Genomic DNA, 25,453 nt, shown 5'->3' on the forward strand with positions numbered 1-25,453 from the left:
TTTCAAAGTAATTCCGAGTCGGCCGACATTTGTTGGAAATCGCGCTGCCGGGTGTTGCTACCTCTGACACCCGTCCCGCGAGACTGTCCGCCGCGCAACGCTGGGGTAGGGGAGTATCGGTAATGAATGCGATTGAGCAATTCTTGAAGCGCCTGGGCCGCTCTGGCGTTGGCAAGAAGGGCGCCGTGACGCGAGCGGCTCCTGCCGTAGCGCCTTCTCCCTTGATGATGGCGCTGGAGCCGCGGGTGGTCTACGACGCCTCGGTCGCCGCCGTCGCCGCTCAACAGCATGCCGGTCCGGCCAATGCCGGCGCCGACGCCCATCCCGGCTCCGCCGCGTCCAACGACGCTACCGTCCCCGCCGCGCCGAAACCAGTCGCCGAGCATGATCTTTCGCAAGGCGGCAGCCGGGCAGCCGATAGCCAAGGCAGCCACGACAAGCCGGCCGCCGGCAAATCCGGCGACGCCGCGGTCAACGACGGCAAGATCGATGGCAGGCAACCGGGCGGCTCGGGCAGCGACAAGACCGCGAGCAGCAGCACCGCTACCAGCAGCGACACCATCACGAGCACTGACACCGTCACCACTGGCGATACCGCTGCCAAGTCCACCACGACCACGGACAGCACCACCACGGTTGTCGATACCAAGACCACTGACACCACCGCGACCGCTGCCGAAAAAACCCTTCTCGTGGCCGACGCCGTGGCCACCGAAGCAGGCTCCCGCTCCGTCGTCTTCATCGACTCCAGCGTCGAGAACATCCAGACCCTGATCGACGGCCTGCCGCAGGGCACCGAGTACGTCATCCTGAACAGTTCCTCGGACGGTTTCGCCCAGATGGCGGACTATCTGCAGGCGCATCCGGGCGCGGATGCCATCCACCTGATTTCGCACGGCAGCGACGGCACGATACACGCGGGTTCCACCACGCTGAATGCATCCGACCTGGCCGCCGAGAGCGCCCAACTGGCCCGCATCGGCGCGGCCATGAATGCCGGTGGCGACTTCCTGATCTACGGTTGCGACGTGGCGCAAAGCGCGGACGGGCAGCAGCTGGTGCAGGAGATCGCGTCGCTGACGCACTTGAACGTCGCAGCGTCCACCGATGCGACAGGCGCTGCCTCACTTGGTGGCGACTGGACGCTGGAATACCAGTCGGGCACCGTCCACACCTCCGTGATCGAATCCGCGGCCGCGCAGGCGCAATACGACACGCTGCTGGCCGTGACCACGGAAACCTACGACACCGCCGCCGCCAATAATTTCCAGGCGATCGGTTCGTCCCAGTTCACCTTGGACGGAGTTGTCTACACGCTGGACCAGGCCGCGAATACCTTCGCCTATAACTTTGAGAATTCTCCGAACGGACCCACTGACATTACCGACTCGCAGACGGACGGTGTGCTGATGATCAACGCCGATGGCGCGTCGGCGGTGAGCAACGTGACCATTTCGCTAGCCAATGGCCACACCTTCAATCTGCAAAGTTTCGATCTGAGCTCGTTCAACGGCGATCTCTATATCCAGGCGCATTACGCCAACGGGACGAGCAGCGCGCTGATCCAGCTCGCTACTGCGGCCGTTGGCGGGTTCCCAGGCGCCGCCGTGTCGTCTCAACAACTGGGTTCCGCCTTCAACAACATCGTCTCTTTTTCGCTGATAGACCAGAATGATGCTGGGGCGTTCGAACCTTCGTTGGACAACCTGACCTACCAGGACACGGGGCCGGCCGTCACCACCAGCAGCGGCAGTGCCTCCTGGTCGTCGGCCGACAACGGTGCTGGCACAGGCGGAACGCCGGTCCAAGTCGATCCTGGCCTGACGCTTTTCGACGGCGGCAGCGCGACCGCCAAAACCGCGACGATCCAGATCACCAATGTCCAGTCTGGCGACGTGTTGAACTTCACTGCCCAGAATGGCATCTCGGGCGTCTACGATACAACCACCGGTACGCTCACTCTCAGCACCGGCGCCGGCACGGCCACTATCGCGCAATGGCAGGCAGCGCTGGAGTCGATCACCTTCTCCAGCTCCCTGACGTCGCCGGATCTGAGCACCACGACGCGCACGGTGTCGTTCTCGTTCAACGATGGCACGTTTGTCAGCAACGTCGCCACCCGCAACGTGACCATCACTGCCACGGACCAGACGCCAGTCCTCAGCGAAGGCGGCGCGATCAGCACGAGCTACTTTGCCGGCAACGCGGCGACGGCGGTGGACGCCAACATCCATGTCAGTGATGCCGACAATTCCACGCTGGCGACGGCAACGATAACGATCGCCAGCGGCTTCGTGACCGGCGATTCTCTCGGATTCACCAACGACAACTCGACGCTATACGGCGACATCCAGGCTTCGTACAATCCGGCTACGCATGTGCTGTCGATGTTCTCGGGAAGCGGCACCGCCACGGTGGCCCAGTGGCAGGCAGCTTTGGATGTAGTCACGTTCGCGTCTTCAGCAGGCACAACCGGCGGCACGCGTGACATCACGTTCACCGTATCCGACGGCACCAAGACCAGTACCGCCTTGCATCACAGCATGGTCGTGACGGCCGGCCCCCTTGTGACCGCGGACTCTGGTTCGGCGTCCTTCGTCGCGGGCGACAACACGGCGTCGACGCCGGTTGCCGTCGATTCCGGAATCACCGTCAGCGACGGCGGCAGTACTACGCTCGAGTCGGCGACGGTACAGATCACGGGCAACTTTCAGGCCAATCACGACCTGCTGCTTTATGTGACCAACCCGGCGACGATGGGCGACATCTCGGGTAGCTACGCTACAGCCACTGGCGTGCTCACGCTGACGTCGGCCAGCGGGGCATCGCTGGCGCAATGGCAGGCCGCGCTGCGCTCGATCACCTTCACCAGCGATCTGGTCGTCCCGTCAAACGCCACGCGCACGATATCCTTCCAGATCAACGACGGCACGCTGACCAGCCCTGTCGCGACCCGCACGGTGACCGTGACGGACACGGACCAGACCCCCATCATCGGGGGCGGCGGCACTTCCGTGGGCTTCGTCGCGGGCGATAACACTGCGTCGACGCCGGTGGTGATCAACAATACCGTGACGGTGGCGGATGCGGACGGCGGACCCCTGCATTCGGCGACGGTCTCCATCACCGGCAACTACAACTCCACCGACGTCCTGAGCTTCACCAACACCAGTACGCTCGTATACGGCAATATCGTTGCCAGCTACAGCAACGGGGAACTGACACTCACCTCCTCGGGCGACAGCGCGACGCTGGCCCAGTGGCAGAACGCCCTGCGCGCCGTCACCTATACCTCGACGGCCGTCACGCCGAACAATGCGACGCGCACGATCACCTTCGATATCAGCGACGGCATCAAATCCAGCACGACCATATCGTCGACCGTCACCGTCGAGGCGACCCATCAGACGCCGGTCCTGACGGCGTCCACCAGTGGGCAATCCTATCTGCCGGGTAACAGCGCGGCCACCATCGACGGCGGCCTTGCGCTGACCGATCTGAACGTCAGCAGCCCCTCGGCCCTGGTCAGCCTGACCATCACCGTGCAGGTCACCAGCGGCTTTCAGTCCGGTGATGTCCTGCAATTCTCGGGACTGGGCCAGATACCCACCAACGGTATCAGTCCAAGCTATGACGCCTCGACGGGAACGCTGACGATTACCTCCACGGGCGGTACGCTCGCCCAATGGCAGAGCGTGCTCGACAACCTCCAGTTCCAGACCGGCAGCAACGCGCCGCTGGGCACCCGCTCGATCGCGATCACGATCAGCGACGGCGTCAAGACCAGCGCGGCTGTCTCGTATGACCTCGACGTCATCAGCTCGGCGCCGGCCCTGTCGACGACCAGCACGGGCAGCGTGGCGTTCGCGGCGGGTGACAACGCGCCTGGCACGCCTGTGGCCATCGACCCCAACATCGCGGTTGCCGACCCGCTTGGCAATGTGGTGGATACGGCCGTCATCGCGATCACGGGCAACCTGCATAGCGGGGAGGACGCGCTCGGCTTCACCAATGACGGCACGACGATGGGTGACATCAGCGGCACCTACAACTCGCTGACGGGCGTGCTGGTGCTGACGTCGTCCAGCGGCACGGCCACGCTGGCGCAATGGCAGGCCGCGCTGCGCGCCGTCACGTATGCCGATACCGCGGCGACGCCCAACACCGCGACGCGAACGATCGACATCACACTATCGGCCGGCGCGCAAGCCAGCAACACCCTCGAACGCACGATCACGGTCGCCGACACGGATCAGACGCCGGTCATTTCTTCGGGTAGCACGGGCTCGGTATCGTTCGTCGCGGGCGACAACACGGCCTCCACGCCTGCCGTGATCGATAACGGAATCATGCTCAGCGACCTGGACAACGGCACGCTGTCATCCGCGACGGTGCAGATCGGCAGCGGCTTCCACGCCGGCGAGGATGTGCTCGGCTTCACCAACAACGGCTTGACGATGGGCAACATCAGTGCAAGCTACGACGCGGCCACCGGCACCCTGACACTGACCTCGGCCGGCGCCAGCGCTACGCTGGCACAGTGGCAGGCCGCCTTGCGGGCTGTGACCTATACCGACACGGCGGTCACCCCGGACACCAGCACGCGCAGCATCTCGTTGACCGTCAGTGACGGCATCAAGACCAGCACTGCCTACTCGCGCGACGTCACGGTGGAGGATACGGACCAGACCCCCATCATCGGGACGACCAGCTCCGGTTCCGCCTCCTTCGTCGCTGGCGACAACACCGTGTCCACGCCGGTGGTCATCGACAGCGGCATCTCGGTTTCCGACCTGGATAATGTGACCTTGGCGTCCGCCACGGTCCAGATCGGCGCTGGCTTCCATGCCGGCGAGGACGTGCTCAGCTTCGTCAACGATGGCGTGACGATGGGCAACATCACCGCCAGCTACGACGCCGCCACAGGCACGCTGACGCTGACGTCGTCCGGGGCGATGGCGACAGTGTTCCAGTGGCAACGCGCGCTGCAGTCGGTGACCTACACCGATACGGCGATCACGCCCGATACCGCGACGCGGACCATCGCGTTCGTGGTCAGCGATGGCGCGAAGTCCAGCGCCGCCTACACGCGCGACATCACGGTCACGGCGAGCGATCAGACACCGATCATCACGAGCGGCAGCAGCGGTTCGGTGGCCTTCACCGCGGGCGACAACAGCGCCTCCATTCCCGTGACGGTCGATAATGGCATCACCCTGTCGGATCTGGACAACGCAACGCTGGCTTCGGCCACGGTGCAGGTCGGCGCGGGCTTCCATGCTGGCGAGGACGTCCTTGGCTTCGTCAACGATGGCGTCACGATGGGCAACATCACCGCTGCCTACAATGCCGCTACCGGCACGCTGACGTTGACGTCGTTGGGCGCCTCCGCCACGTTGGCGCAGTGGCAGTCCGCGTTGCGATCCGTGACCTACACGGACACGGCGGTGACGCCCGACACGGCCACGCGTACCATCGGTTTCACCGTCAACGACGGCGCCAAGTCGAGCACCGCGATAACGCGCGACATCACGATCACCGTGACTGACCAGACACCCGTCGTGTCGACGGGCAGCACCGGTCCGGCGGCTTTCGCCGCGGGCGACAATGCGCCGTCGTCGCCGGTCGCCGTCGACGCCGGCATCACGCTGGTCGATCGGGACAGCGCCACGCTGGCTTCCGCCACAGTCCAGATCAGCGGCAACTATCACCCGGGCGAGGACCTTCTCGCGTTCGCGAACGACGGCGCCACGATGGGCAATATCAGCGCCAGCTTCGACGCGACCACCGGCACGCTGACGTTGACCTCGACCGGCTCTACCGCCACGGTGGCGCAATGGCAGGCCGCCTTGCGGGCGGTCACTTACCTGGATACGGTGGACGCCGCTTCGACGCTGAACACCGCTACGCGTACGGTCAGTTTCATGGTCAGCGACGGCAGCAAGACCAGCGTGGCGCTGTCGCGCGACGTCACGGTCGCCAATACCGATCAGACGCCGCTGCTGGGTTCGACGAACAGCGGTTCCACGTCCTTCGTATCGGGCGATAACGCGCCTTCCGTGCCCGTCGTCGTCGACAGCGGCATCACCCTGTCGGACCGTGACAATACGACCTTGGCCTCGGCCACGGTGCGGATCGGCGCGGGCTTCCAGGCCGGCCAGGATGTGCTGGCCTTCGTGAACGATGGCGCGACCATGGGCAATATCGTCGCCAGCTACGATGCCGCCTCCGGCACCTTGACCTTGACCTCGGCGGGCGCCAGCGCCACCTTGGCGCAATGGCAGGCCGCGCTGCGGGCGGTGACCTATACCGATACCGCGGTCATCCCCGCCGGCGCGACGCGATCCATCGCCTTCACCGTCAACGACGGCATCAAGGACAGCCAGGCGTTGACGCGCCAGGTCGATGTGACCGCCACGCCGCAGACGCCAGAGACGCCTCAGACACCGGAGACCCCGCCGCCGCCGACCCAGTTCGTCGACCCCGTGCCGCCCGCGATCATCAGCCTGTTGCCACCGCCTGCCTTATCCCCGCCCGCGCCCGGGCAAGGATTTTTCGTTGTCGGCCCGGCCTCGTCGCGCACGGCGTCCGCGCCGGATTCAATACCGTTCTTCCCCACGGACCTGACGGGCGTTATTTCCAATCCCTTGATTGTGGTCGACAGCCTTGCTGACGCGCCGCGTGTCGGCGTGATCGCGGCCCCGGCCACCATCACTTTCACGGCGACCGATATCGGCGATGTGGGCGCCGCAGGGGGCATCAATGCCCTCGGCGCCGTGGGCGGTTCGCAGGCGCACGGCTCCTTGAGCCGGACCACCGTGGACACCCCCACGCCTATCCCGGCGCCCGACGTGCGCGAGCTGGCCTTGAACCAGGCCGATCAGGCGGTGCGCGTCAATGCCGGCCCCAACGAAGCGTTCTCGGTGTCGCTGCCGCTGATGGTCGGCGCCGTGGATGGCCCGTCCGCCGCGAATGCGCACGTCAGCGTGCTCATGGCCAATGGCCGGCCGCTGCCGGGCTGGGTGCGTTTCGACCCAGTGCGCGGCACGCTGGAGGGCAGGGCGCCCGCCGGCAGCACGGCGTTGGCCATCGAGATCGTGGTGCGTGACGCGGCTGGACATGAGAGCCGACGCCCGATGATCATAGAGTTCGCCGGCCGCCCGGGCCATGTGGATGCCGGAATCGGCCTTCGGGCTCTGGCGGATGCCGGAGCGGGCGCCGGCCATCCGGCTGCCGTCTTCGCCGACGCAGGCGCGCGGCCGGGTCATCCAGTGGCTGCCCTGACCGACGCGGGCCCGATCGATGCCGTTCACGCGGAGGCCGTCTTCGGCCGCGTGTCCGCGTCGACCACGCCGGCCGATGCTCACGCGGCGCCGTCCGCCAAACCCTCGCTTTCCGAACAGTTCGCGCGCGCTCACGCGTCGCTGCACGTCGCCCGGCCAGTCGCCGTGGCCAGTGCCGCGGCGGCACCCGTGCCCGCGGATCGTCCGCACGCTTGAACGTTGATTCCCGCTATCCCACATCCAACTTTCGTAGAAGAGCAGCCCAAGTGAACACGACGACCATGGCGGTGCATTCCTCGCGCCCGGCCCTGCACCCCACGCGCCCGGCACTGCTGGCCCTGTCCCTCGTAACGGTATTGCTGGCCGGCTGCGCGATCAGCCCCAAGCCCTTCACCGCCGAAGAGCGCGCCCAGACGGCGCAGAACGATCGCGCGACGATGTTCGCGCAGCAACCGGCCATCACGGGGCCGGTCACCTTGGAAGAGGCAATGGCGCGGGCCATCCGCTACAACCTCGACCATCGCTTGAAGATGATGGAAGAGGCGCTGGCCCAACGCCAGCTGGACCTGTCCAACTTCGACCTGCTGCCCAAGCTGACCGCCGCCGCTGGCTACAACAACCGCAATCACCCGCTGGCGTCCTCCTCGACCAACGTCTTCACCAACGAACAGTCGCTGGCGCCCTCGTACTCGACGGACAAGACCAACCGTACGGCCGACCTGTCCTTCTCGTGGAACGTGCTGGACTTCGGCGTCAGCTATTTCGAGGCCAAGCAGCAGGCCGATCACGTGCTGGTGCTGGAGCAGCGCCGCCGCAAGGTCGTGCAGTTGCTGATGCAGCAGGTGCGTGAAGCCTATTGGCAGGCCACGGGCGCCCAGCGCCTGCGCGACCGCATCGGTCCGCTGCTGGAACAGGCCGGCGCCGCCTTGACGGATTCGCGCCAGGCGCAACGCGAGAACCTGCGCGCGCCCATGGACACGCTGAACTATCAGCATGCCTTGCTGGACCTGATGCGTCAGCTGGAAGATATCCGCGACAACCTTGAGCAAGCCAAGCCGCGTCTGGCGTCCCTGATGAACGTCGACCCGGGCCGCGACTACCAGCTGGCGCCGCCGGCGCAGTTCTCGGTGCCGCAATTCGACATGCCCATCGCGCAGATGGAAGAAACGGCCCTGGAACGCCGGCCGGAACTGGTCGAGGCCAGCTATAACGAGCGCATCAGCGTCAACGAGACGCACAAGGCCATGGCCAAGCTGCTGCCCGGTATCGAACTGAGCTTCGGCCAGCACTACGACAGCAACAGCTTCCTGGTCTACAACAACTGGCGCTCGGCCGGCGTCAGCGTCAGCTGGAACCTGTTGAACCTGCTCAACGTCAACAATATCCGTGGCGCCGCGGCCGCGCAGTTGGATGTCGCACAGACGCAGCGCCTGGCCTTGAGCATGGCGGTGCTCACGCAAGTGCACGTGGCCCGCGCGCAACTGGGCGCCAAGCAGCGCCAGTTCGATCTGCTCAAGCAGATGAACGACGTCGACCAGCAGATCCTGCAGCACACGCATAACGCCACGCAGGCCAACGCGCAGGGCAAGCTGGACGAGATCCGCGCCGCCACCGGCGCCATGATGTCCGAACTGCGCCTGTACCAGAGCTATGGCGAGCTGGAAAATGCCTACGGCCAGGTGCTGGCGACCTTGGGTCTGGACCCGGTGCCGGACAGCGTCCAGGCCAAGGACCTGAATACCTTGGAACAGGCGCTGCGCGGCGAGCAGCAACGTTGGGCCGCGCTCGGCAAGACTGACGCCGGTGCCGGCGCTGGTGCTGGCGCCCGTTAAGGTGATAACCCAATGGTGATGACGCAATGAAATCGATGCAGAAGGCAGGCGCCGCGGGGCGTATGCCCGCACGCCGGCCCGTGGCCGTGTCGGCGGCCTTGCTGACCCTGGGCCTGGCCCTGGTCCTGGGCAACACAGCCGCGCACGCGCAGACCGCGGCGTCCGACGCGGCTTCCGCGGCCCCCGCTACGGAAGACAGCCGTATCCGCATCCAGCTGGTCTCGCGCGACCAGGTCGACATATCCAGCGAGATCGCCGCCAAGATCGCCACCTTGCCGCTGCGCGACGGCGACGCCTTCAAGGCGGGACAGCCCTTGATGACGCTGGACTGCTCGCTGTTCAACGCGCAATTGCGCAAGTCGCAGGCCGAAGCCGGTGCTGCCGGCGATCTGCTGCGCGTCAACCAGCGCCTGGTGCAACTGCATACCGTGGGCGAGCTGGAAGTCCAGCAGGCAGCCGCCAAGGCCAAGGCCGCCAACGCTGAAGTCGCCTATATGCAGGCGACGGTAAGCAAGTGCGTGGTGACCGCGCCCTTCGACGGGCGCGTCTCCAAGCGCACGGCCGCGCCGCAGCAGTTCGCCGAGCCGGGCAAGCCGGTGCTGACGATCATCGACACCAGCCGCCTGGAACTGAAGATGATCGTGCCGTCCAAATGGCTGGCCTGGCTCAAGCCCGGCCACAAGTTGAATGTGCAGGTCGATGAGGTAGGCAAGACCTATCCGGCGCAGGTGGCTCGCATCGGCGCCAAGGTTGATCCCGTCAGCCAGACGGTCGACGTGACCGCCGAGATATCGGGCAGCGTTCCCGACCTGCTGCCCGGCATGAGCGGCTGGGCGACGTTCGCGCAGCATTGATCGGTATGTCTACAGGTCCCGACGTATCCAGGTCCGGCGCCGCTCCGCAAGGCGCGGAGGCGGCCCCCCAGGTGCGCATCGACGCGCAGCAACTGGCGCTGTTGTGGCAACTGGCCGCGCGGGCGCGGGCGGCGGCGACCGAGGCGACCCTGGGTTTCACCATCGTCAACGAGACACTGTCGCTGATTCCGTATCGCCAGGCCGCCCTGTGGCGCGGCGCCGCGGCGGGCAAGGTCACCGCCGTATCCGGTTTGCCGCAGAGCGATGCCAACGCGCCGTATGTGCAGTGGCTGGACAGCCTGTATCGGGCGCTCGGCCGGGGTGCGCTGGCGAGTCCCGACCTGCCGCCGGATGAGCGGGCGCGCGTCTTCACCGCGGCGGACCTGCGTGTAGCCGCGCCGCACGTGGCATCGGAGTGGGAAGCCTGGTGGCCCGCGCATGCCTTGTGGCTGCCACTGCCGGGACGTGACGGCAAGCCCTTGAGCGCTGTTGTCTTCGCGCGCGATGCGGCCTGGACGGCCAGTGATCTGGTCCTGTTGAATGAGCTGGGGCAAGTGTGGGGCCATGCCTTGGCCGCGTTCGGGCCGCGTCCGTCCCTGGGCGAGCATGCGCGCAAGGTATTTCGGCCGGGCCGTCAGCAACGCTGGGCCTTGATCGCGCTGGTGGTCTTGTGCCTGATCCCTTTGCGCCTGACGGTGCTGGCGCCGGCCGAGGTCACGGCCAAGGATCCCTTTGTCGTGCGCGCGCCGCTGGACGGGGTGATCGACCGCCTTTACGTGCAGCCCAATCAGCCGGTCGCCAATGGCGCGGCCTTGCTGGGCCTGGACGCGACGACCCTGAAATCGCGCTATGCGGCCGCGCGCAAGGACTATGACACCGCGCAGGAGGAATATCGCCAGACCTCCCAGCTGGCGGTGACCGACGACCGCAATCGCCTGGACATGGCGGACCGCAAGGGCAAGCTGGACCAGAGCGCCGTCCAGCTCGACTACACGGCGGCCCAGCTGGCGCGCGTGCAGGTCACTGCCGCGCGCGCCGGCGTGGCGGTGTTCAGCGATCCCAATGAGTGGACCGGCAAGGCCGTGTCCGTCGGCGAACGCATCCTGCTGCTGGCCGATCCCGCTCACGTCGAACTGACCGCGTACATTCCGGTCGCCGACAATGTGGACGTCAAGCCCGGCCAGGCCATCACGCTGTATCCCAAGAGTTCGCCGCTGGCGTCCTATGACGCGACGATCGCGTCCGTCGCCTATCGGGCTGAGCCGACGCCGGATGGCGTGCTCGCCTATCGCGTCAAGGCCACCTTCAGTGACAGCGATGCGCAGGCGCATCCGCCCTTGGGCGCGATGGGCAGCGCGCGTATCCGGGGCGAGTGGGTGCCCTTGATCTATTACGTGCTGCGCCGGCCCCTGACCCTGGCCCGCCAGTGGCTGGGCTGGTAGGCCCGCGCCTGCCGCCGCGCCCGGATTCCGTATCGCCATGGCCAGACTGCCGCAACTCCGCCAGGAACTGACGCTGACACCCGCCGCCGCGGCGCCGGAAGGCGCACCCACGTGGATGCTGCACGACCCGGCCGCCAACCGCTTCTTCCAGATCGGCTGGCCCGCCTTCGAAATCCTGGCACGCTGGCATCTGGATGACGCGGACGCTATCGTCGCGGGCATCAATCGCGAGACGACCTTGCATGTGACGACGGCCGACGTGGAGGCCCTGTTGCGCATGCTGAGCCAGCAGAACCTGCTGGTGGCGCGGTCGGCCATGGACACGGACCGTCTGGCGCAATACAAGCAATCGACGCAGTCCAGCAGCGCCATGTGGCTGCTCAAGCACTACCTGATGATCCGGATTCCGCTGTGGCATCCGATGCATTTCCTGCGCCGCGCGGCGGGACTGGTGGCGTTTGCCTATACCAAGGCGTTCTGGCTGCTGGTCGGAGTCTGCGCGTTGACGGGCCTGTTCCTGGTGTCGCGCCATTGGGACGAGTTCGTCCATACCTTCCACGGCTATGCGGACGTGCAAGGCATCGTCGCGGTGGGTATCGCCCTGGGTTGCGCCAAGGTGCTGCACGAGTTCGGCCACGCGTTCACGGCGCAGCGTTATGGCTGCCGGGTGCCGACCATGGGCGTGGCGTTCCTGGTGATGCTGCCGGTGTTGTACACCGACACCACCGAGGCCTGGAAAGTATCGAGCCGCGCGCGGCGCCTGCGCATCGGGGCGGCCGGCATGTTGACCGAGATCGCGTTGGCGGCTTTCGCGACCCTGGCCTGGAGCCTGCTGCCGGACGGGCCGTTGAAGGCCGGTGCGTTCCTGCTGGCGACGACGTCATGGGTGGGCACGCTGGCGATCAACGCCAGTCCCTTCATGCGTTTCGACGGTTATTTCCTGCTGTCGGACTGGCTGGACATGCCGAACCTGCACGAGCGGGCGTTTGCACTGGGACGCTGGTGGTTGCGCGAGGCCTTGTTCGGCTTCGGCGATCCGCAGCCCGAGCCCTTCAGCCCGCAACGCCGCCGCTTCCTGATCGCGTTTTCCTTCGCGACCTGGCTGTACCGCCTGGCGGTGTTCTTCTCGATCGCCTTGATCGTGTATCACGCCTTCTTCAAGGTGTTGGGCCTGTTGCTGTTCCTCGTCGAGTTCGGCTGGTTCATCATCCGGCCGATCGCGCAGGAAGCGGCGGTGTGCTGGAAGCGGCGCGCCGACCTGACGTGGAACGCGCGGACCTTGCGTACCCTGCTTGTGGCGCTGTTGGTGGTCGGCTTCCTGGTTCTGCCCTGGCACGGGGGTGTACGAGCGCCGGCCGTGTTCGGGCCGGGCCAGGCGCAAGGCTTGTATAGCGCGGCGCCCGGCTACCTGGCCGCCGCGGGTAATGCGCCGTTGGCGCGCGAGGGCCAGCAGGTCGCGGCGGGTGAAGTGGTGGCCGTGGTGGTCTCGCCGGACCTGTCCTTCCAATTGAAGGCCGCGCAGGCGGAAGAGACTGCCTTGCGCTGGAAAGTCGAACAACAATCCTTTGACGACCGCCTGCGTCAGCAGGGCGTGGCCTTGCGCAAGCGTTGGGACGCGGCGCGCCAGACGGTGGAAGGCTTGCAGGCGCAGATAGCCCAATTGACGGTGCGCGCGCCGTTCGCCGGACGGGTGAGCGTACCCGGGGAGTCCTGGGCTGCCGGCACGTGGTTGCCACGCGGCGAGCATCTGTTCGATGTGATTGGTCCGGCGGGCATCAAGGGCGATGCCTACGTCGATGAATACGACGTTCGCCGCGTGCGGCCTGGCGATGTAGCGACTTTCATTCCGGCTTTGGCCGAGGCGGCGGCGCTGCACTGCAAGGTGCAGGCGGTGGACAAGGTCAACCTGGGCAACCTGGACGAACCCGCCGTGGCCAGTGTTTACGGTGGCCCCATTCCCGCCGAGCAGGATCGCAAGACGCAGCAACTGGTGCCCTTGCAGGCGACGTGGCGAGTGCGCGTCGGAGACTGCGATGGGACGGCCAACCTGGCGCGGGAATTGGACGGCGTGGCGACCTTGGGCTCCGGCCGGGAAAGCTATGCCGGACGCTGGCTGCGCGAGGGTATCGCGGTGGTGCAGCGGGAAGCAGGCTTCTAGGCCTGGAGATAGGGCGATCCGCTGCGGATCAACCTAGCGGCGGGGCCAGGGCGGTGGGGACGGCGTCGGGCGCCTGGAAGATCTCATCGGCCCACTCGATGAAGGCCCGCAGGCGGGGCGAGGGCAGACGCGTGCGGGCGTAGACGATGGACACGGGATTCGAAGGTGGCGGGTAGTCGTCCAGCAAGGGCATCAACTGACCCGCCGCGAACAGCGCTTCCAATCGGTAGCGTGGCGACTGCACGATGCCGAAACCCGCACATGCCGCGCCGACATAGGATTCGGCGCCGCTGACACGGACGCGGGAGGGCAGGGTGACGCTCCGCACCTGGCCATCGTGACGGAATTCCAGCGGCAGCAAGGCCCCCGTTGATGTGGATTTGAAGCCGACCATGTAGTGGCCAGCCGAGCCATCCGCATTTTTGTCGCGGGATTCAGCACGCGCGCCACGGCGCGCGTCAGCGTCGCCGCCGGCGGCGTCTCCATTTCCGCGCAATTCCTCGATGCTTCGCGGGATGCCGTATTTCCTGCAGTATCCGGGCGATGCGGCAGTGGCTTCGGGCAGTTGGGTCAGCCTGTGCGCCACCAGGTCGCTGTCCCGTAGCTTGCCCACCCGCACCGCGCAATCCACGCCTTCGCGCACCAGGTCGACGTAGCGGTCGCCTTCGCTGACGTCCAGTTCGATATCCGGATAGCGGTCCAGGAAAGCAGGCAGGTGCGGGAACAACAGATACCGCGCCATGGTGCCGTGTACGTCGATGCGCAACGGGCCTTTGGGCGGCGCGCCGGCAAAGGATTTTTCGGCGTCCTCCATGTCGGCGATCAGGCGCAGGCAGCGGCCGTAATAGGCTTCACCTTCAAGGGTCGGCGTCACTTGCCGGGTGGTCCGCCGCAACAGCTGCACGCCCAGCCGGGCTTCCATGGCCTTGATGGCATCCGTGACCGTGGCACGCGGCAGGTCAAGGTCGTCGGCGGCGCGGGTGAAGCTGCGGCGCTCCACGATACGGGCGAAAACGCGCATGGCGTCGAAACGGTCCATTATTCGAAATTCCGAATAGTCAAGGCAAGATTGGGGAGATTATCCGAAAGAGAATAAAAATTAAAGTGGGGTTGTCGCGCCTCGGCATATCAGCCGCTGGATTAACCAATACCGCTCCCGTTTTTCACCAAATAGGACCTACATCATGACTACCCAATATTCCTCCAAGGTTTCTACCAACCGTCCCGTGGCCCTGGTCACCGGCGGATCGCGCGGCATCGGCGCGGCCATCGTCGAGCAACTGGCTGCTGACGGTTTCGCGGTCGCCATCAACTACGCCGGCCGCCGCGAAGACGCCGAAGCGCTGGCCGCGCGCATCGAAGGCGCGGGCGGGGCGGCAGTGGCTCTGCAGGCCGACGTCGCCGATCCCGCCGCGGTGTTGAAGCTCTTCGACGCGGTCGAAGCGCGTTTCGGCGGCATCGACGTTCTCGTCAACAACGCCGGCATCATGGCCCTGTCGCCCGTCGCGCAGGTCGATGACGCAAGTTTCGATCGCCTGATCGCCATCAATCTGAAGGGCAGCTTCAACGCCATGCGGGAAGCCGCGCGCCGTGTCCGCGATGGTGGCCGCATCATCAATCTGTCGACCAGCGTGGTCGGCCTGAAGCTGGAGAACTACGGTGTCTACACGGCGACCAAGGGCGCGGTCGAGGCCCTGACCGGCATCCTGTCGAAGGAGTTGCGTGGCAAGTCCATCACGGTGAACGCCGTGGCGCCCGGGCCCACCGCCACCGACCTGTTCCTGGACGGCAAATCGCCGGAGCTGATCGATCGCCTGGCCAAGGCAAACCCGCTGGAACGCCTGGGTACCCCCGCCGACATCGCCAACGTCGTGGCCTTCCTGGCCGGCCCGCAAGGAGGCTGGGTCAACGGCCAGGTGATCCGCGCGAATGGCGGGATGATTTAAGGAATATCTTCCTCATTGACCATCACGCACGGGGTTGGCCATCGGCCATGGCTATGGCCACGCCCGGCGGCCGTCGTCGCCCTTACCACCCCGCCGCGTAAGCGGGCCGGCGCGGGTCGGCGCCGCCCCAGCGGATGTCGGTGGTCAGGTCATGGCGCACCGCGCACATGGCGCCGGCGCGCCAGCTGCGGTCGCGCCACCACTTGACGGTATGCCCCATGGCGGCCAGCTGGTCGCCCACCTCGCGGTTGATCAGGTCCTCGATCATCAAACGCCCGGGCATGGCGTTATGCGGTTCGAACGACGACGGAAAGCTGAAGGTGGCGAAACGGGGCGCTTCGATGGCCTGCTGCACGTCCATGCCGAAGATCTCCATGTTCAGAAAAGTCTGCAACATGGCCTGGCATTGCACGTCGCCCCCCGGCGTGCCGAACGGCATCACGTACTGGCCGGGGCGGATCGCCAGCGACGGATTGGGTGTCAGGCGCGGCCGCCGGCCGGGGCCGACGACGCAGGGATGGCCCGCCTCGGCCCAGGACTGGCTGCCGCGGCCGGACGCGCAGATGCCCGTGCCAGGAATGACGGGAATGTTGTAGGAACCGTCGCTGGGCGTCGCGGAAAACGCATTGCCGTCCTTGTCTACCACGGCCACATAGGACGTATCCAGGCGCGGGTCGGTGCGTGCCATGTCGTCAGGCCCCGCCTCACGCATGGCGATGTCACGCGCATCGGGCAGGCGTCCCGCGGGCGGCATGTCGGGGCCCGCGCGGTCGTTGTCGATCAACGCCAGGCGCGCGCGGGCATACGCCTTGGAGAGCAGTTCCAGCTGCGGCACGGTGGTATGGCGGGGGTCGGCGTAGTGCACCTCGCGATCCGCAAAAGCCAGCTTGATGGCCTCCGTCAGCAGATGCACATAAGGCGCTGTGTTGTGTCCCAATGCGTGCAGGTCGCGCGGCTCGATGATGTTCAGCATCTGCAGCAGCGAGGGGCCCTGGCACCAGAAGCCGCAGCTGTGCACGCGGGTCCCGCGGAAGTCCGTGGCGAGGGCGGGGTCGACTTCCACGGAGAAGTCGCGCAAGTCCTCGGCCGTCATCCAGCCGCCTTGCTCCTTGTGATATTTGACGATGGCGGCGGCGATGTCGCCTTCATAGAAGGCGCGGCGCGCGGCGGCCAGGCCGGCCAGGCGTCCTTCACCTTGGCGGGTGCGCTCTTCGTCGGCCATGTACTGGATGCTGGCGGCCAGGTCGGTCTGGCGGAATACGTCGCCGGCCGCGGGCGGCTTGCCGCCCGGCAGGTAGATGGCCGCGCTGGACGGCCAGCGGGCATAGTTTTTGGCATTCTCGGCGAGGACTTCGGCCATCAGCGGGTACATGACAAAGCCCTCGCGCGCGAGGCGGATGGCGCCCGCCGCGACCTCGCCGAAGCTCATGGTTCCGAAGCGTTCCAGCGCGGTGATCCAGGCGTCGGGCGCGGCCGGGATGACGGTGCGCAGCACGCCGGCCGGAATGGTGCCGCCATGCTTTTGCAGGAAGGTATCCAGGCTGGTGGCCTTGGGCCAGGGGCCCAGGCCGGAAATGCTCCACACCTTGCCGGTCTGGGCTTGATAGACAAGGATGGGCGCGACACCGCCGAAATTGACGATGTCGCTCTGGACCACGCCCAGCGCGATGCCCGCGGCCACGCCGGCATCCACGGCGTTGCCGCCGGCCTGCAGTACGTCCATGCCCGCCTGGGTAGCCAGGTAGTGGCCGGCGGAGATCATGTGTTTCAAGCCGGCCAGCGCCGGCCGCATGGAGGTGGGTGCGCTGCCGGCGGTCAGGTCGGGGGCATAGGGCGTGGCGGACATGGGGGGCTCCTCGGAATGATTTCTGCTTCTTCGCGTGCTGGGTGCGGGGTGTTCATTGCAGCTTGCGCATTGCAGCCTGCGCATTGCAGCTCGATTACTGCGGCTCGATGCCCAGTTTCTCCGTCACGCCTTTCCAGCGCTTGAATTCCGCCGCGAGATATTGGCGGAACTGGTCGGGCGAGCTGCCTTCGACGATGACGTCGCGCGCCTCCATGGCGCGGCGGACGTCTTCGCCGGACAGGGCGGTTTTGGTGGCTTTGTAGAGCGCGTCGACGATGGCCGGTGGTGTGCCCTTGGGCAGCAGCAAGCCGTACCAGGATCCGCCGACCAGGTCCGGGAAGCCCGCTTCCTTGGCGGTGGGAATGTCAGGCGCCCGCGCCAGCCGCTGCTCACTGAAAATGGCCAATGCCTTGAGCTTGCCGGTATGGATCAAGGGCAGCGTGGTGCCCGGCGTGTCCAGGGTGTACTGCACCTGTCCGGACATGGTGTCGTTGAGCAAGGCCGCGCTGCCTTTGTAGGGCACGTGCGTGGTCTTGATCCCGGCCTGCATGTTCAACAGTTCGGAGAAGAAGAAATTCGCCGTCATGGTGCCCGGCGAGGCGTAATTGACTTCGCCGGGATGGGCTTTTGCGTAGGCCACCAGCCCGGGCAGGTCATTGGGCGGGAACTGCGGGTTGGCCACCAGGATGAAGGGACCGCCGCCGATGCGCGTGACGGGGATCAGGTCGTTCAAGGGGTCGTAGGTCAGGCCCTTTACCGTCAGCGGCGCGCCCGTCAGCGGCGATGCCGTGGCGAACAGGACGGTGTAGCCGTCGGGTTCGGACCGAATCACCTGCTGGGTGGCGATGGTGCCGCTGGCGCCCGCGCGGTTCTCGACCACGATGGATTGATGCAGGGTCTTGCCCAGCTCATGCGCCAGCACCCGCGCGACCGTGTCGGTGCCGCCACCGGGCGGATAGCCGACGATCATGCGTATCGGCTTGTCGGGCCAGCCCTTGGTGTCGGCGTCCGCCGCGTGGGCAGGGCGCGGCTGGATGGCGCCGGCGAGGCAGACGAACAGCGCGGTGGCGGCCATGGTGCGCGCCCGTCGGCGGCTGGCGCCGCTTTGCCGGAGTGATGCAAGTACATAGGCAATCATCGTGATCTCCTTGGATACTGCCCCTACTTGTTCGCCGCAAGTCCCAACTTGCGGACGATCTCAGCTTCCAGCTGGTACTGCTTGGCCGCGTAGGCAGCGTAGTCCTTTCCGTCCATATAGACCAATTCCTGCCCGTACTGCGTCAGGATCTGTTTGAAGGCATCTGTTTCGGCAACCTGCTTGAGTACGGTTTGCAGTTTGGCGACGACGGCAGGCGGCATGTCCTTGGGGCCGGCGATGCCGAAGGGTGCGTTGGCCGGCGGCGTGCCGTCCAGTTCGTGCAGCGTGGGGGTTTCCGGATACTGCGCGCTGCGTTGCGCACCCCACGTCACCAGCATGCGCATCTTGCCGGCCTGCACCAGCGGCTGCACCGTGGTGGAACCCGCATACGCCGTCACCTGGCCGCCCATGACGGCGGTCAGCACGTCGGATTCACCCTTGTAGGGGATGTGGCGCCACGTCACGCCATTGCGGGTGGCGATGTCTTCCATCATGACGTTGGAGGCGCTGCCCACGCTGGCCGTGCCATAGGTGACGTCGTTCGGATGCGTCTTGGCGTAGCTGATGAAAGCCGCCCAGGTCTTGTACGGCGAATCGGTAGGCACCGCGACACCCAGGGTGTAGCCGCTCAGCATCATGATGTAGGTAAAGTCGTGCACGGGGTCATAGCCCATGTCCTGGATGTGCGGCATGCGGAATACCGGGCTGGGCAGGACGGCCAGCATGTAGCCGTCGGGCCGCGCCGTCTTGATGGCACGCGCCCCGAGCGTGGCGCCTGCGCCGCCGCGGTTTTCGATGATGATGGGCTGGCCCAGCTTGGGCGCTGCCAGTTCGGCGAACTTACGGATGACGATATCGGTGGAGCCGCCAGCCTGGTAGGGTACGACGATGTGCACGGGATAGGCTGGGTAGGCATCCGCCGCCTGGGCGGTCGTAGGGGTCAAGGCGGCAGTAGCCGTCAGCGTGACGGCGGTCGCGGCGCAGGCGAGTGCGCGGTGGTGGGACTGGAGCAGGCGGGCAATGGTGTTGGACAGTTTGGTCATGATGGTTTCCGCGATATTCAAGCCGTGGTTCCGGCAGTGACTCCGTCCGCGGTCCAGGCTTGTGACAGCGCGCGATGGAAGTTGCCGCCCAGCACGCCCAGGATCTGGCTGTCTGACAGGCCGGCCTGGTGCAGCGCTTCCGTGAAGGCAGCGAAGTGCGCGGGCGTGGGCGTTTCAACGGGATAGCGCGCTTCCATGACGTCGCCGAAAGCATCGGAGAAGTCTCCACCCGACTTGGCGTATTTGGTGCGCGACATCACCATGACGTGGCGTACGGCCTCGTAGGTGTCGACTGACGGGAAATCGGTGCCGATGCCTACGTGTTCATAGCCGACCAGTTCGCCGATGTACTTCACATTGGCGACGAAGTCGGCCAGCAACGGCTGTTGGCGGGGGTCGCCGCGCCAGCTCAGGTAGGCGTGGATGCTGCAGCCGATGACGCCGCCGGTAGCGGCCACGGCCCTGATCACCTCGTCGGATTTATTGCGCGGACGCTTGATCACCGCATTGGCGTTGGCATGCGTCAGGAAAACCGGCTTGTTGCTGTGGCGCGCGCTGTCCAGGCAGGTTTGCGGCGCGCAGTGGCTGAGGTCGATGGCGATGCCGATGCGGTTCATTTCCTCCACCATCTTAAGGCCCAGGTCGCTCAAGCCGGCGTTGCGCTTTTCCAGGCAGCCGTCGCCAAGCAGATTGGCTTCGTTATAGGTCAGCTGAATCACGCGGATGCCCAGCGTGTGGAACAGGGTGAGACGGTCGATCTGGTCGCCCAGGGGTTTGCCGTTTTGCCAGCCCATGATCAGGCCCAGCTTGCCGGTCTGCTTGGCGCGAGCGATGTCGTCGGCGCACTCCACCAGCAGCCACGGACTGTCCGGCGCGGCACAGCGCTGGCGCCACAGCATGGCGTCCTTCAATGCCTGCTCGAAATCCGCTCCCATGTCGCTGATGGTGACGTTGATCGCGCTGACGCCGCCCGCGAGCATGTCGCGCGTGCTGCCGTCGCTGAAGAAAACCAGGCCATCGATGATGGTGGCGCGGCGATGGAGATCGGCGCTGTGGCTGTCCATGAGTGGGGTTCCTTCTTTTGGCTGGTGGAATGTGGTGCTTGGATGATTTGCCTGGTCTGTTCGGTGGCCGTCGTGTCAGAGGCCGTAGCGGTCGAAGCGAAATGGGTATAGGTCTACGCTGGGGGCCAGCCCGCGGATCAATTCCGCCATCGCTTCGCCAGCGGCGGGGGCGATGCCGAAGCCGTGGCCGGAGAAGCCGGAAGCCAGATACAGCCCCGGCAGGCCCGGCACCTGGTCCATCACCGGCATGGCGTCCGGTGTCACGTCGATGTAGCCGGCCCAGGAGTGGACGATCTGCGCGCCCTGGAATACCGGGAATGCGTGCCGCAGGCGCTCCCACGCCTGGGCGATGCCGCGGCGCGAGGGCTGCGGGTCGAGCACCCGATGCAGTTCGAAAGGCGACACCCGGTCCGCCGTGAAGTGGCGCGGGGTGGCGTATTCCTCGAAGAAACGCTTGCCGAAGCGCAGCCGCACGAAATTGCGGTTGGTCATCCAGGCGCGTATGAAATGGCGCATCAGGCGGAAACTGTCAGGCACGATGTCCGCCATGGACGCGCCGAATTGCGACACCGTGTAGCCGCCATCGGCCCGCTTGCGGCAGGTGAAATCCTTGCCGTTGACCGCGGCGTCCAGACCGGCGTTGAAAGGACAGGTGCGCAGGACTGAGCCGCGCACCTTGAGCTGGGGGAAATCGGCACCCAGGTTGCCGCAGAACAGGCGCGACCAGGCGCCAGCCGCGACCAGCACCGCCTGGGTCGCAACCGTGCCGTGTTCCGTCACCAGCGCGCTTACCCGCCCCACGCTGCGTTCGATGCCGCGCACGGCGCAGCCTTCGTAAATCAGGCCGCCAAGGTCGCGAGTGAGAGCGGCGATGGCTGCCGTGGCCAGTTGCGGTTCGGCGACACCGTCGGTGGCGCTGTACATGGCGCCCGTCCAGCCGCGGCGCGATTCCGGCAGCAGTTGCCGGGCGGCGCGGCTGTCCAGCAGGCGGGCGTCGATGCCATAGGTACTGGCTCCGTCTATCCAGGTCTGGTGGTTGGCCGCGTCATCCTGGGACTCCTGTAGATAGAGCATGCCGCTACGCCGGAAACCGACATCGGTCCTGGCCTGGATTTCGCCCCACAACTGGTTGGCGCGCAGCGCCAGCGGGACTTCAGGGAGGTCGCGGCCCAGGGTACGGATCCAGCCCCAGTTGCGCGACGACTGCTCGCAGGCAAGGGTGCCTTTCTCGAACACGGCCACGCGCAGCCCGGCTTTGACCAACGCATAGGCGGTGCTGATACCGATGATGCCGCCGCCGATGATCGCGACGTCCACCGTGGCGGGCAGACCGGGTGAGACGGCTGGCGGATTCTGGGGGCGGGTATGCAGCGCTTGCATCATGGTGTCGTTTTGTGTTGTTATCGCTATTCGATAACAATATACGAATAGCGATAGTCGATTGGCGTACTTATACTGCGCGTCTATCGTCGCAACAACGTGAGGGTTTCCCTAGGGTGGGGTGAATGCGCTCGGGATTCCCTCATGCCAAATTTTGGGAAATGCCATGTCCGAGTCTTCCGCCTTGCTGATCCAATCCCTGGAAAAGGGCTTGGCCGTGCTGGAATCCTTTCGCGCGCATGCCTCGTTGAGCCTGCAGGAAATCGCGCGTGAGAACGGCATCACCTTGGGATCGGCGCAGCGGGTGGCTTACACCCTGGAGCAGACGGGCTATTTGCAGCGCGATCCGCGCAGCAAGCGCTACAGCGTCACCGTCAAGGCGGTGGGGCTGGGCTACAGCTATGTGTATCGCCAGCCCTTGTTCCAGAATGCGCATTCGGTCTTGCATCAGGTCAATCAGGAGTGCGGCGAGATCGTCAACCTGGCGGTTCCGGACGGCGAGGACAATATGGTGTTCGTCATGCGGGTGGCGCCCGCGCGGCACATACCCGTCTATTTGCCGGCCGGCACGCGGATACCGTGCGTGTCGTCGGCATCCGGGCGCGCCCTGTGGGCTCAGTTGGATCCAGCCGCGCTCGACCGCAAATTGCGGGATGCGGCGCGCATCAAGCACACCCCGAAGACAACGACCGACGTTGCCGTCCTACGGAAGTTGATCGAAGAAGCGCGGCACGACCATTACGCTTACGCTGACGAAGAATTTTTCCCTGGCGACTTGAACGTGGCCGCCATCATTCAGGACGATCAGGGCACCGCCATCGGCGCCGTGAACATCTCGGTCCCCAAGCCCCGCTGGACTCTGCAACGGGCCCGCGAAGAACTGGGCCCCCTGGTCATCCGCGCCGCCCGCGCGGTGGGCAAGCATGGGTGAATCAGACGGGTTTCTTCGCCAGCAAGGCCCAGATGCCGGCGGTTGACAGCAACACGCCACCTGTCAGATGGAATCCGCGCTGCGCGCGTCGGGTGGCCAACAGGCGCCGTGCCGAATCCGCGAATACGGCGTAGAGCGTCGCATTCAATACGGCCATCACCACGAACGTCGCGCCGAGTACCCATAGCTGTTGCGTGACGTTGGCATGGGGGGCGACGAATTGCGGCAGGAACGCGACGAAGAAGACGATCCCTTTGGGGTTCAGCGCGGTCACCAGGTATGTGTTGAAGAACAGCCGCCAGCGCGTATCCATGTTCGGCGCCGCGGCCACTTCGGCCGGGGCCACTCCGGCGCGCAGCAGCTTGACGCCGAGATACAGCAGATAAAGCCCGCCTGCATACTTGATCACCGAGAACCAGAACGCCGACGCCGCGAGCAGCGCGCCCAAGCCCAGTAAGGACAGCAGCAGTGCGGTGGAGTCCCCCAGCGCGACCGCCGCCACCAGCGGCACATTGGCCCGCCGCCCATGTGAAATCGAGTAGCTGATCACGGTAAGTATGGTCGGCCCCGGAATCACCAACAAGATGGCCGACGCGGCAACGAAGGCTGCCCATGGTTCTAGCGACATCAGTCCGATCCTTTTCCACGATATTGCAGACACTGTCTGCAAAATTGCTGGCTAAGAAATACCCTGGTGACAATATATCGCCGGCGATATGGGGCTGTCGAAGCCTGATTACCCCCGTTGCGCCAGCAAGGCCCCGATGCCGAAGGCGATCAGCGCGGTGCCGCCGGAAATCTGGAAGATGCGTTGCGCGCGCGGCGTGGTCAGGAAGCGTTGCGCGGAACTGGCGAAGATGGCGTAGAGCGCGGAGTTGATCATGCCCATGGTGACGAAGGTCAGGGCCAGCATCCATAGCTGGTGCGTCACGTTGCCATGGGGATCGACGAATTGCGGCAGGAAGGCGACGAAAAATACGATGGCCTGAGGATTGAGCACACTGACCAGATAGGCATTCAAGCTCAACTGCCACCGCGTCTCCTTGACGCTGCCATCGGTCAGGCTGGCCGGCAGCGTGCCGGCGCGGAACCAGCTGTAGCCAAGATAAAGCAGGTAGAACCCGCCTGCGTACTTAAGCACGTTGTACCAGAAGGGCGACGCGGCCAATAGCGCCCCCAGGCCCAGCAGGGACAGAGTCAGTCCGGTGGTGTCGGCCAAGGCCACTGCCGTCACCAACGGCGCCTTGACACGCCGGCCATGCGCCAGCGAGTAGCTGATGATGGTGAGCACGGTGGGACCGGGGATGATCAGCAATACTGCCGACGTGGCGACGAACGCGATCCAGAGTTCGATGGACATCTTTACTTCCTCTTGTCAGATGAGACGACGGCGTTGCCCCAGGCCGCCGCGCGCGGATGACAAGAAATCGCGGTGACCGCGGCCAGTGACGCACGATCGCCATCCGCGTCCCATCAACCGCCAACGCGTGTGGGTAACGGGGGCGCGTGATTAGTTCGCGCCCAAGAGGAAGAAGCTCGGGGAGACAGGGCCGGAGCGGCCCTGAAGGTGTGGCAGAAAAGCCTGGGACTATCTAGGGGTAATCGATTCGGGTGAATCAGCCTTGTGTGCCGGGACGACCCGCTTCAGCAGCGTGCTTAGCCAACGTGCGCGTGCGGGTCCGGGACGGTTGCCGGTGTAGTGTTTCTGCGAGGCCTTGACCAGCTCGCCAAAGGCAGGCGTGTTGCGATAGTCGTCCAGCCGATGGCCCGCCGCCAACGCTTCCTGATAATAGCGGTCGAACAATTCGGCCAGGTCCTGGCGCGGGTGCGCCAGGATGTCGCCGTCGAACCAATGCTTGCGTCCTTCGGCGCGCAGGCGCGGCACGGAATAGCGATGGGAGAACTGCGTGCCCATGTCGGAGTAGTGCAGGATGCCGATGTCATCGCGCGGCATGCCGTCGCCGTCGACGCTGTTGTAGCGCGCCGCAAGCGGCTGGATCAGGTCCATGCGACCGGCGAACAGGCGTTTCATTTCCTTGTGGGCCTGCGGGTTGACACGCAAGGCGTCGAGCGACGGCAGGTGTGCGCGTGCGCGCTCGCAATCCCATAGCGCCACGCATGACAGCCACTGGCCCTGGTCACGGCGGGCGGCGACGATGGTGCCCGGGTCCATGGGCATGTCCCAGATTTCGACCAGATCGCAGCGCACCAACATGTCGGCGTCCATGTACAAGGCGCGACCGCGAAATCCGCACACCGCCGGAATGGCCCAGCGAAACGCGGAAAAAGGTGTCGACCACGTTTCGGTGCGCCAGCCGAGTTTTCTGGCGGGATCGCAGTACCAGGGGCTGGCCGGATCGCGCGACAGGCGCATCCAGGTGATGTCCAGCGGACGGGAGGTGTGCCTGCGCGCGCTGTATTCGAGCACCATCATCTGCTCCAGGTCGCAATCGTTGGGGTCGCAGCCTACGAAAACTCTGATGGGATCGTTCACGATGTCTCCGCGCGAGATGGCGTTCGAATCTTGGGATGTCCG

General features: G+C 65.7%; 16 protein-coding genes. 7 read left to right on the forward strand and 9 right to left on the reverse strand.

Annotated elements, in window-relative coordinates; translation table 11 throughout:
* Positions 1-122 precede the first annotated feature (122 nt).
* From ASB57_RS05995 to ASB57_RS06015, 5 genes are all read left to right on the forward strand, one after another.
* Entirely contained in the window at positions 123-7,499 is a 7,377-nt protein-coding gene (locus ASB57_RS05995) for a DUF4347 domain-containing protein (protein ID WP_231755350.1), read from the forward strand.
* 65 nt (positions 7,500-7,564) lie between these two features.
* Positions 7,565-9,115 carry a TolC family protein gene (locus tag ASB57_RS06000; RefSeq protein ID WP_057655947.1) on the forward strand — a complete coding sequence of 517 codons (1,551 nt, stop codon included), beginning with the start codon at positions 7,565-7,567 and terminating at the stop codon, positions 9,113-9,115.
* A gap of 26 nt (positions 9,116-9,141) precedes the next feature.
* Positions 9,142-9,969: an efflux RND transporter periplasmic adaptor subunit gene (locus tag ASB57_RS06005; RefSeq protein WP_231755351.1), complete on the forward strand. Its 828-nt coding sequence runs from the start codon at positions 9,142-9,144 to the stop codon at positions 9,967-9,969.
* Between the two features lie 5 nt (positions 9,970-9,974).
* Positions 9,975-11,411: an efflux RND transporter periplasmic adaptor subunit gene (locus ASB57_RS06010; protein ID WP_057651404.1), complete on the forward strand. Its 1,437-nt coding sequence runs from the start codon at positions 9,975-9,977 to the stop codon at positions 11,409-11,411.
* Between the two features lie 37 nt (positions 11,412-11,448).
* Complete coding sequence (locus ASB57_RS06015) at positions 11,449-13,569, forward strand: HlyD family efflux transporter periplasmic adaptor subunit (RefSeq protein ID WP_057651405.1); 2,121 nt, start codon at positions 11,449-11,451, stop codon at positions 13,567-13,569.
* 28 nt (positions 13,570-13,597) lie between these two features.
* On the opposite strand, the gene ASB57_RS06020 is transcribed toward ASB57_RS06015, so the two are convergent.
* Complete coding sequence (locus ASB57_RS06020) at positions 13,598-14,608, reverse strand: LysR family transcriptional regulator (RefSeq protein WP_057651407.1); 1,011 nt, start codon at positions 14,606-14,608, stop codon at positions 13,598-13,600.
* Positions 14,609-14,753: 145 nt separating this feature from the next.
* On the opposite strand from ASB57_RS06020, the gene ASB57_RS06025 reads away from it, so the two are divergent.
* Complete coding sequence (locus tag ASB57_RS06025; RefSeq protein ID WP_057651408.1) at positions 14,754-15,515, forward strand: SDR family oxidoreductase; 762 nt, start codon at positions 14,754-14,756, stop codon at positions 15,513-15,515.
* Between the two features lie 82 nt (positions 15,516-15,597).
* On the opposite strand, the gene ASB57_RS06030 is transcribed toward ASB57_RS06025, so the two are convergent.
* From ASB57_RS06030 to ASB57_RS06050, 5 genes are all read right to left on the reverse strand, one after another.
* Positions 15,598-17,361 carry a gamma-glutamyltransferase family protein gene (locus tag ASB57_RS06030; RefSeq protein ID WP_057651409.1) on the reverse strand — a complete coding sequence of 588 codons (1,764 nt, stop codon included), beginning with the start codon at positions 17,359-17,361 and terminating at the stop codon, positions 15,598-15,600.
* Between the two features lie 94 nt (positions 17,362-17,455).
* Entirely contained in the window at positions 17,456-18,499 is a 1,044-nt protein-coding gene (locus ASB57_RS06035; RefSeq protein WP_057651412.1) for a tripartite tricarboxylate transporter substrate binding protein, read from the reverse strand.
* A gap of 23 nt (positions 18,500-18,522) precedes the next feature.
* Complete coding sequence (locus ASB57_RS06040; protein ID WP_082621976.1) at positions 18,523-19,542, reverse strand: tripartite tricarboxylate transporter substrate binding protein; 1,020 nt, start codon at positions 19,540-19,542, stop codon at positions 18,523-18,525.
* Between the two features lie 17 nt (positions 19,543-19,559).
* A complete protein-coding gene (locus ASB57_RS06045) occupies positions 19,560-20,606 on the reverse strand; it encodes a membrane dipeptidase (RefSeq protein ID WP_057651415.1) in 1,047 nt (348 codons plus the stop codon).
* Between the two features lie 75 nt (positions 20,607-20,681).
* The gene (locus ASB57_RS06050; RefSeq protein WP_057651417.1) at positions 20,682-21,989 is read right to left on the reverse strand and encodes an FAD-binding oxidoreductase; all 1,308 of its coding nucleotides are present in this window, start codon (positions 21,987-21,989) and stop codon (positions 20,682-20,684) included.
* A gap of 163 nt (positions 21,990-22,152) precedes the next feature.
* Between ASB57_RS06050 and ASB57_RS06055 the strand changes: the two genes are divergently transcribed.
* Positions 22,153-22,917, forward strand: a complete 765-nt coding sequence (locus ASB57_RS06055) for an IclR family transcriptional regulator (RefSeq protein WP_057651420.1) — start codon at positions 22,153-22,155, stop codon at positions 22,915-22,917.
* Between the two features lies 1 nt (position 22,918).
* On the opposite strand, the gene ASB57_RS06060 is transcribed toward ASB57_RS06055, so the two are convergent.
* The 3 genes from ASB57_RS06060 to ASB57_RS06070 form a co-directional block, all read right to left on the reverse strand.
* Positions 22,919-23,545 (reverse strand): LysE family translocator, encoded by a 627-nt coding sequence (locus tag ASB57_RS06060; RefSeq protein WP_057651421.1) that lies wholly within the window; start codon positions 23,543-23,545, stop codon positions 22,919-22,921.
* Between the two features lie 108 nt (positions 23,546-23,653).
* Positions 23,654-24,277 carry a LysE family translocator gene (locus ASB57_RS06065; RefSeq protein WP_057651423.1) on the reverse strand — a complete coding sequence of 208 codons (624 nt, stop codon included), beginning with the start codon at positions 24,275-24,277 and terminating at the stop codon, positions 23,654-23,656.
* Positions 24,278-24,505: 228 nt separating this feature from the next.
* The gene (locus ASB57_RS06070; RefSeq protein WP_231755352.1) at positions 24,506-25,411 is read right to left on the reverse strand and encodes a glycosyl transferase; all 906 of its coding nucleotides are present in this window, start codon (positions 25,409-25,411) and stop codon (positions 24,506-24,508) included.
* Between the last annotated feature and the right edge of the window lie 42 nt (positions 25,412-25,453).

Origin of the sequence: Bordetella sp. N, assembly GCF_001433395.1 — a bacterium.
Taxonomy (GTDB): domain Bacteria; phylum Pseudomonadota; class Gammaproteobacteria; order Burkholderiales; family Burkholderiaceae_B; genus Bordetella_C.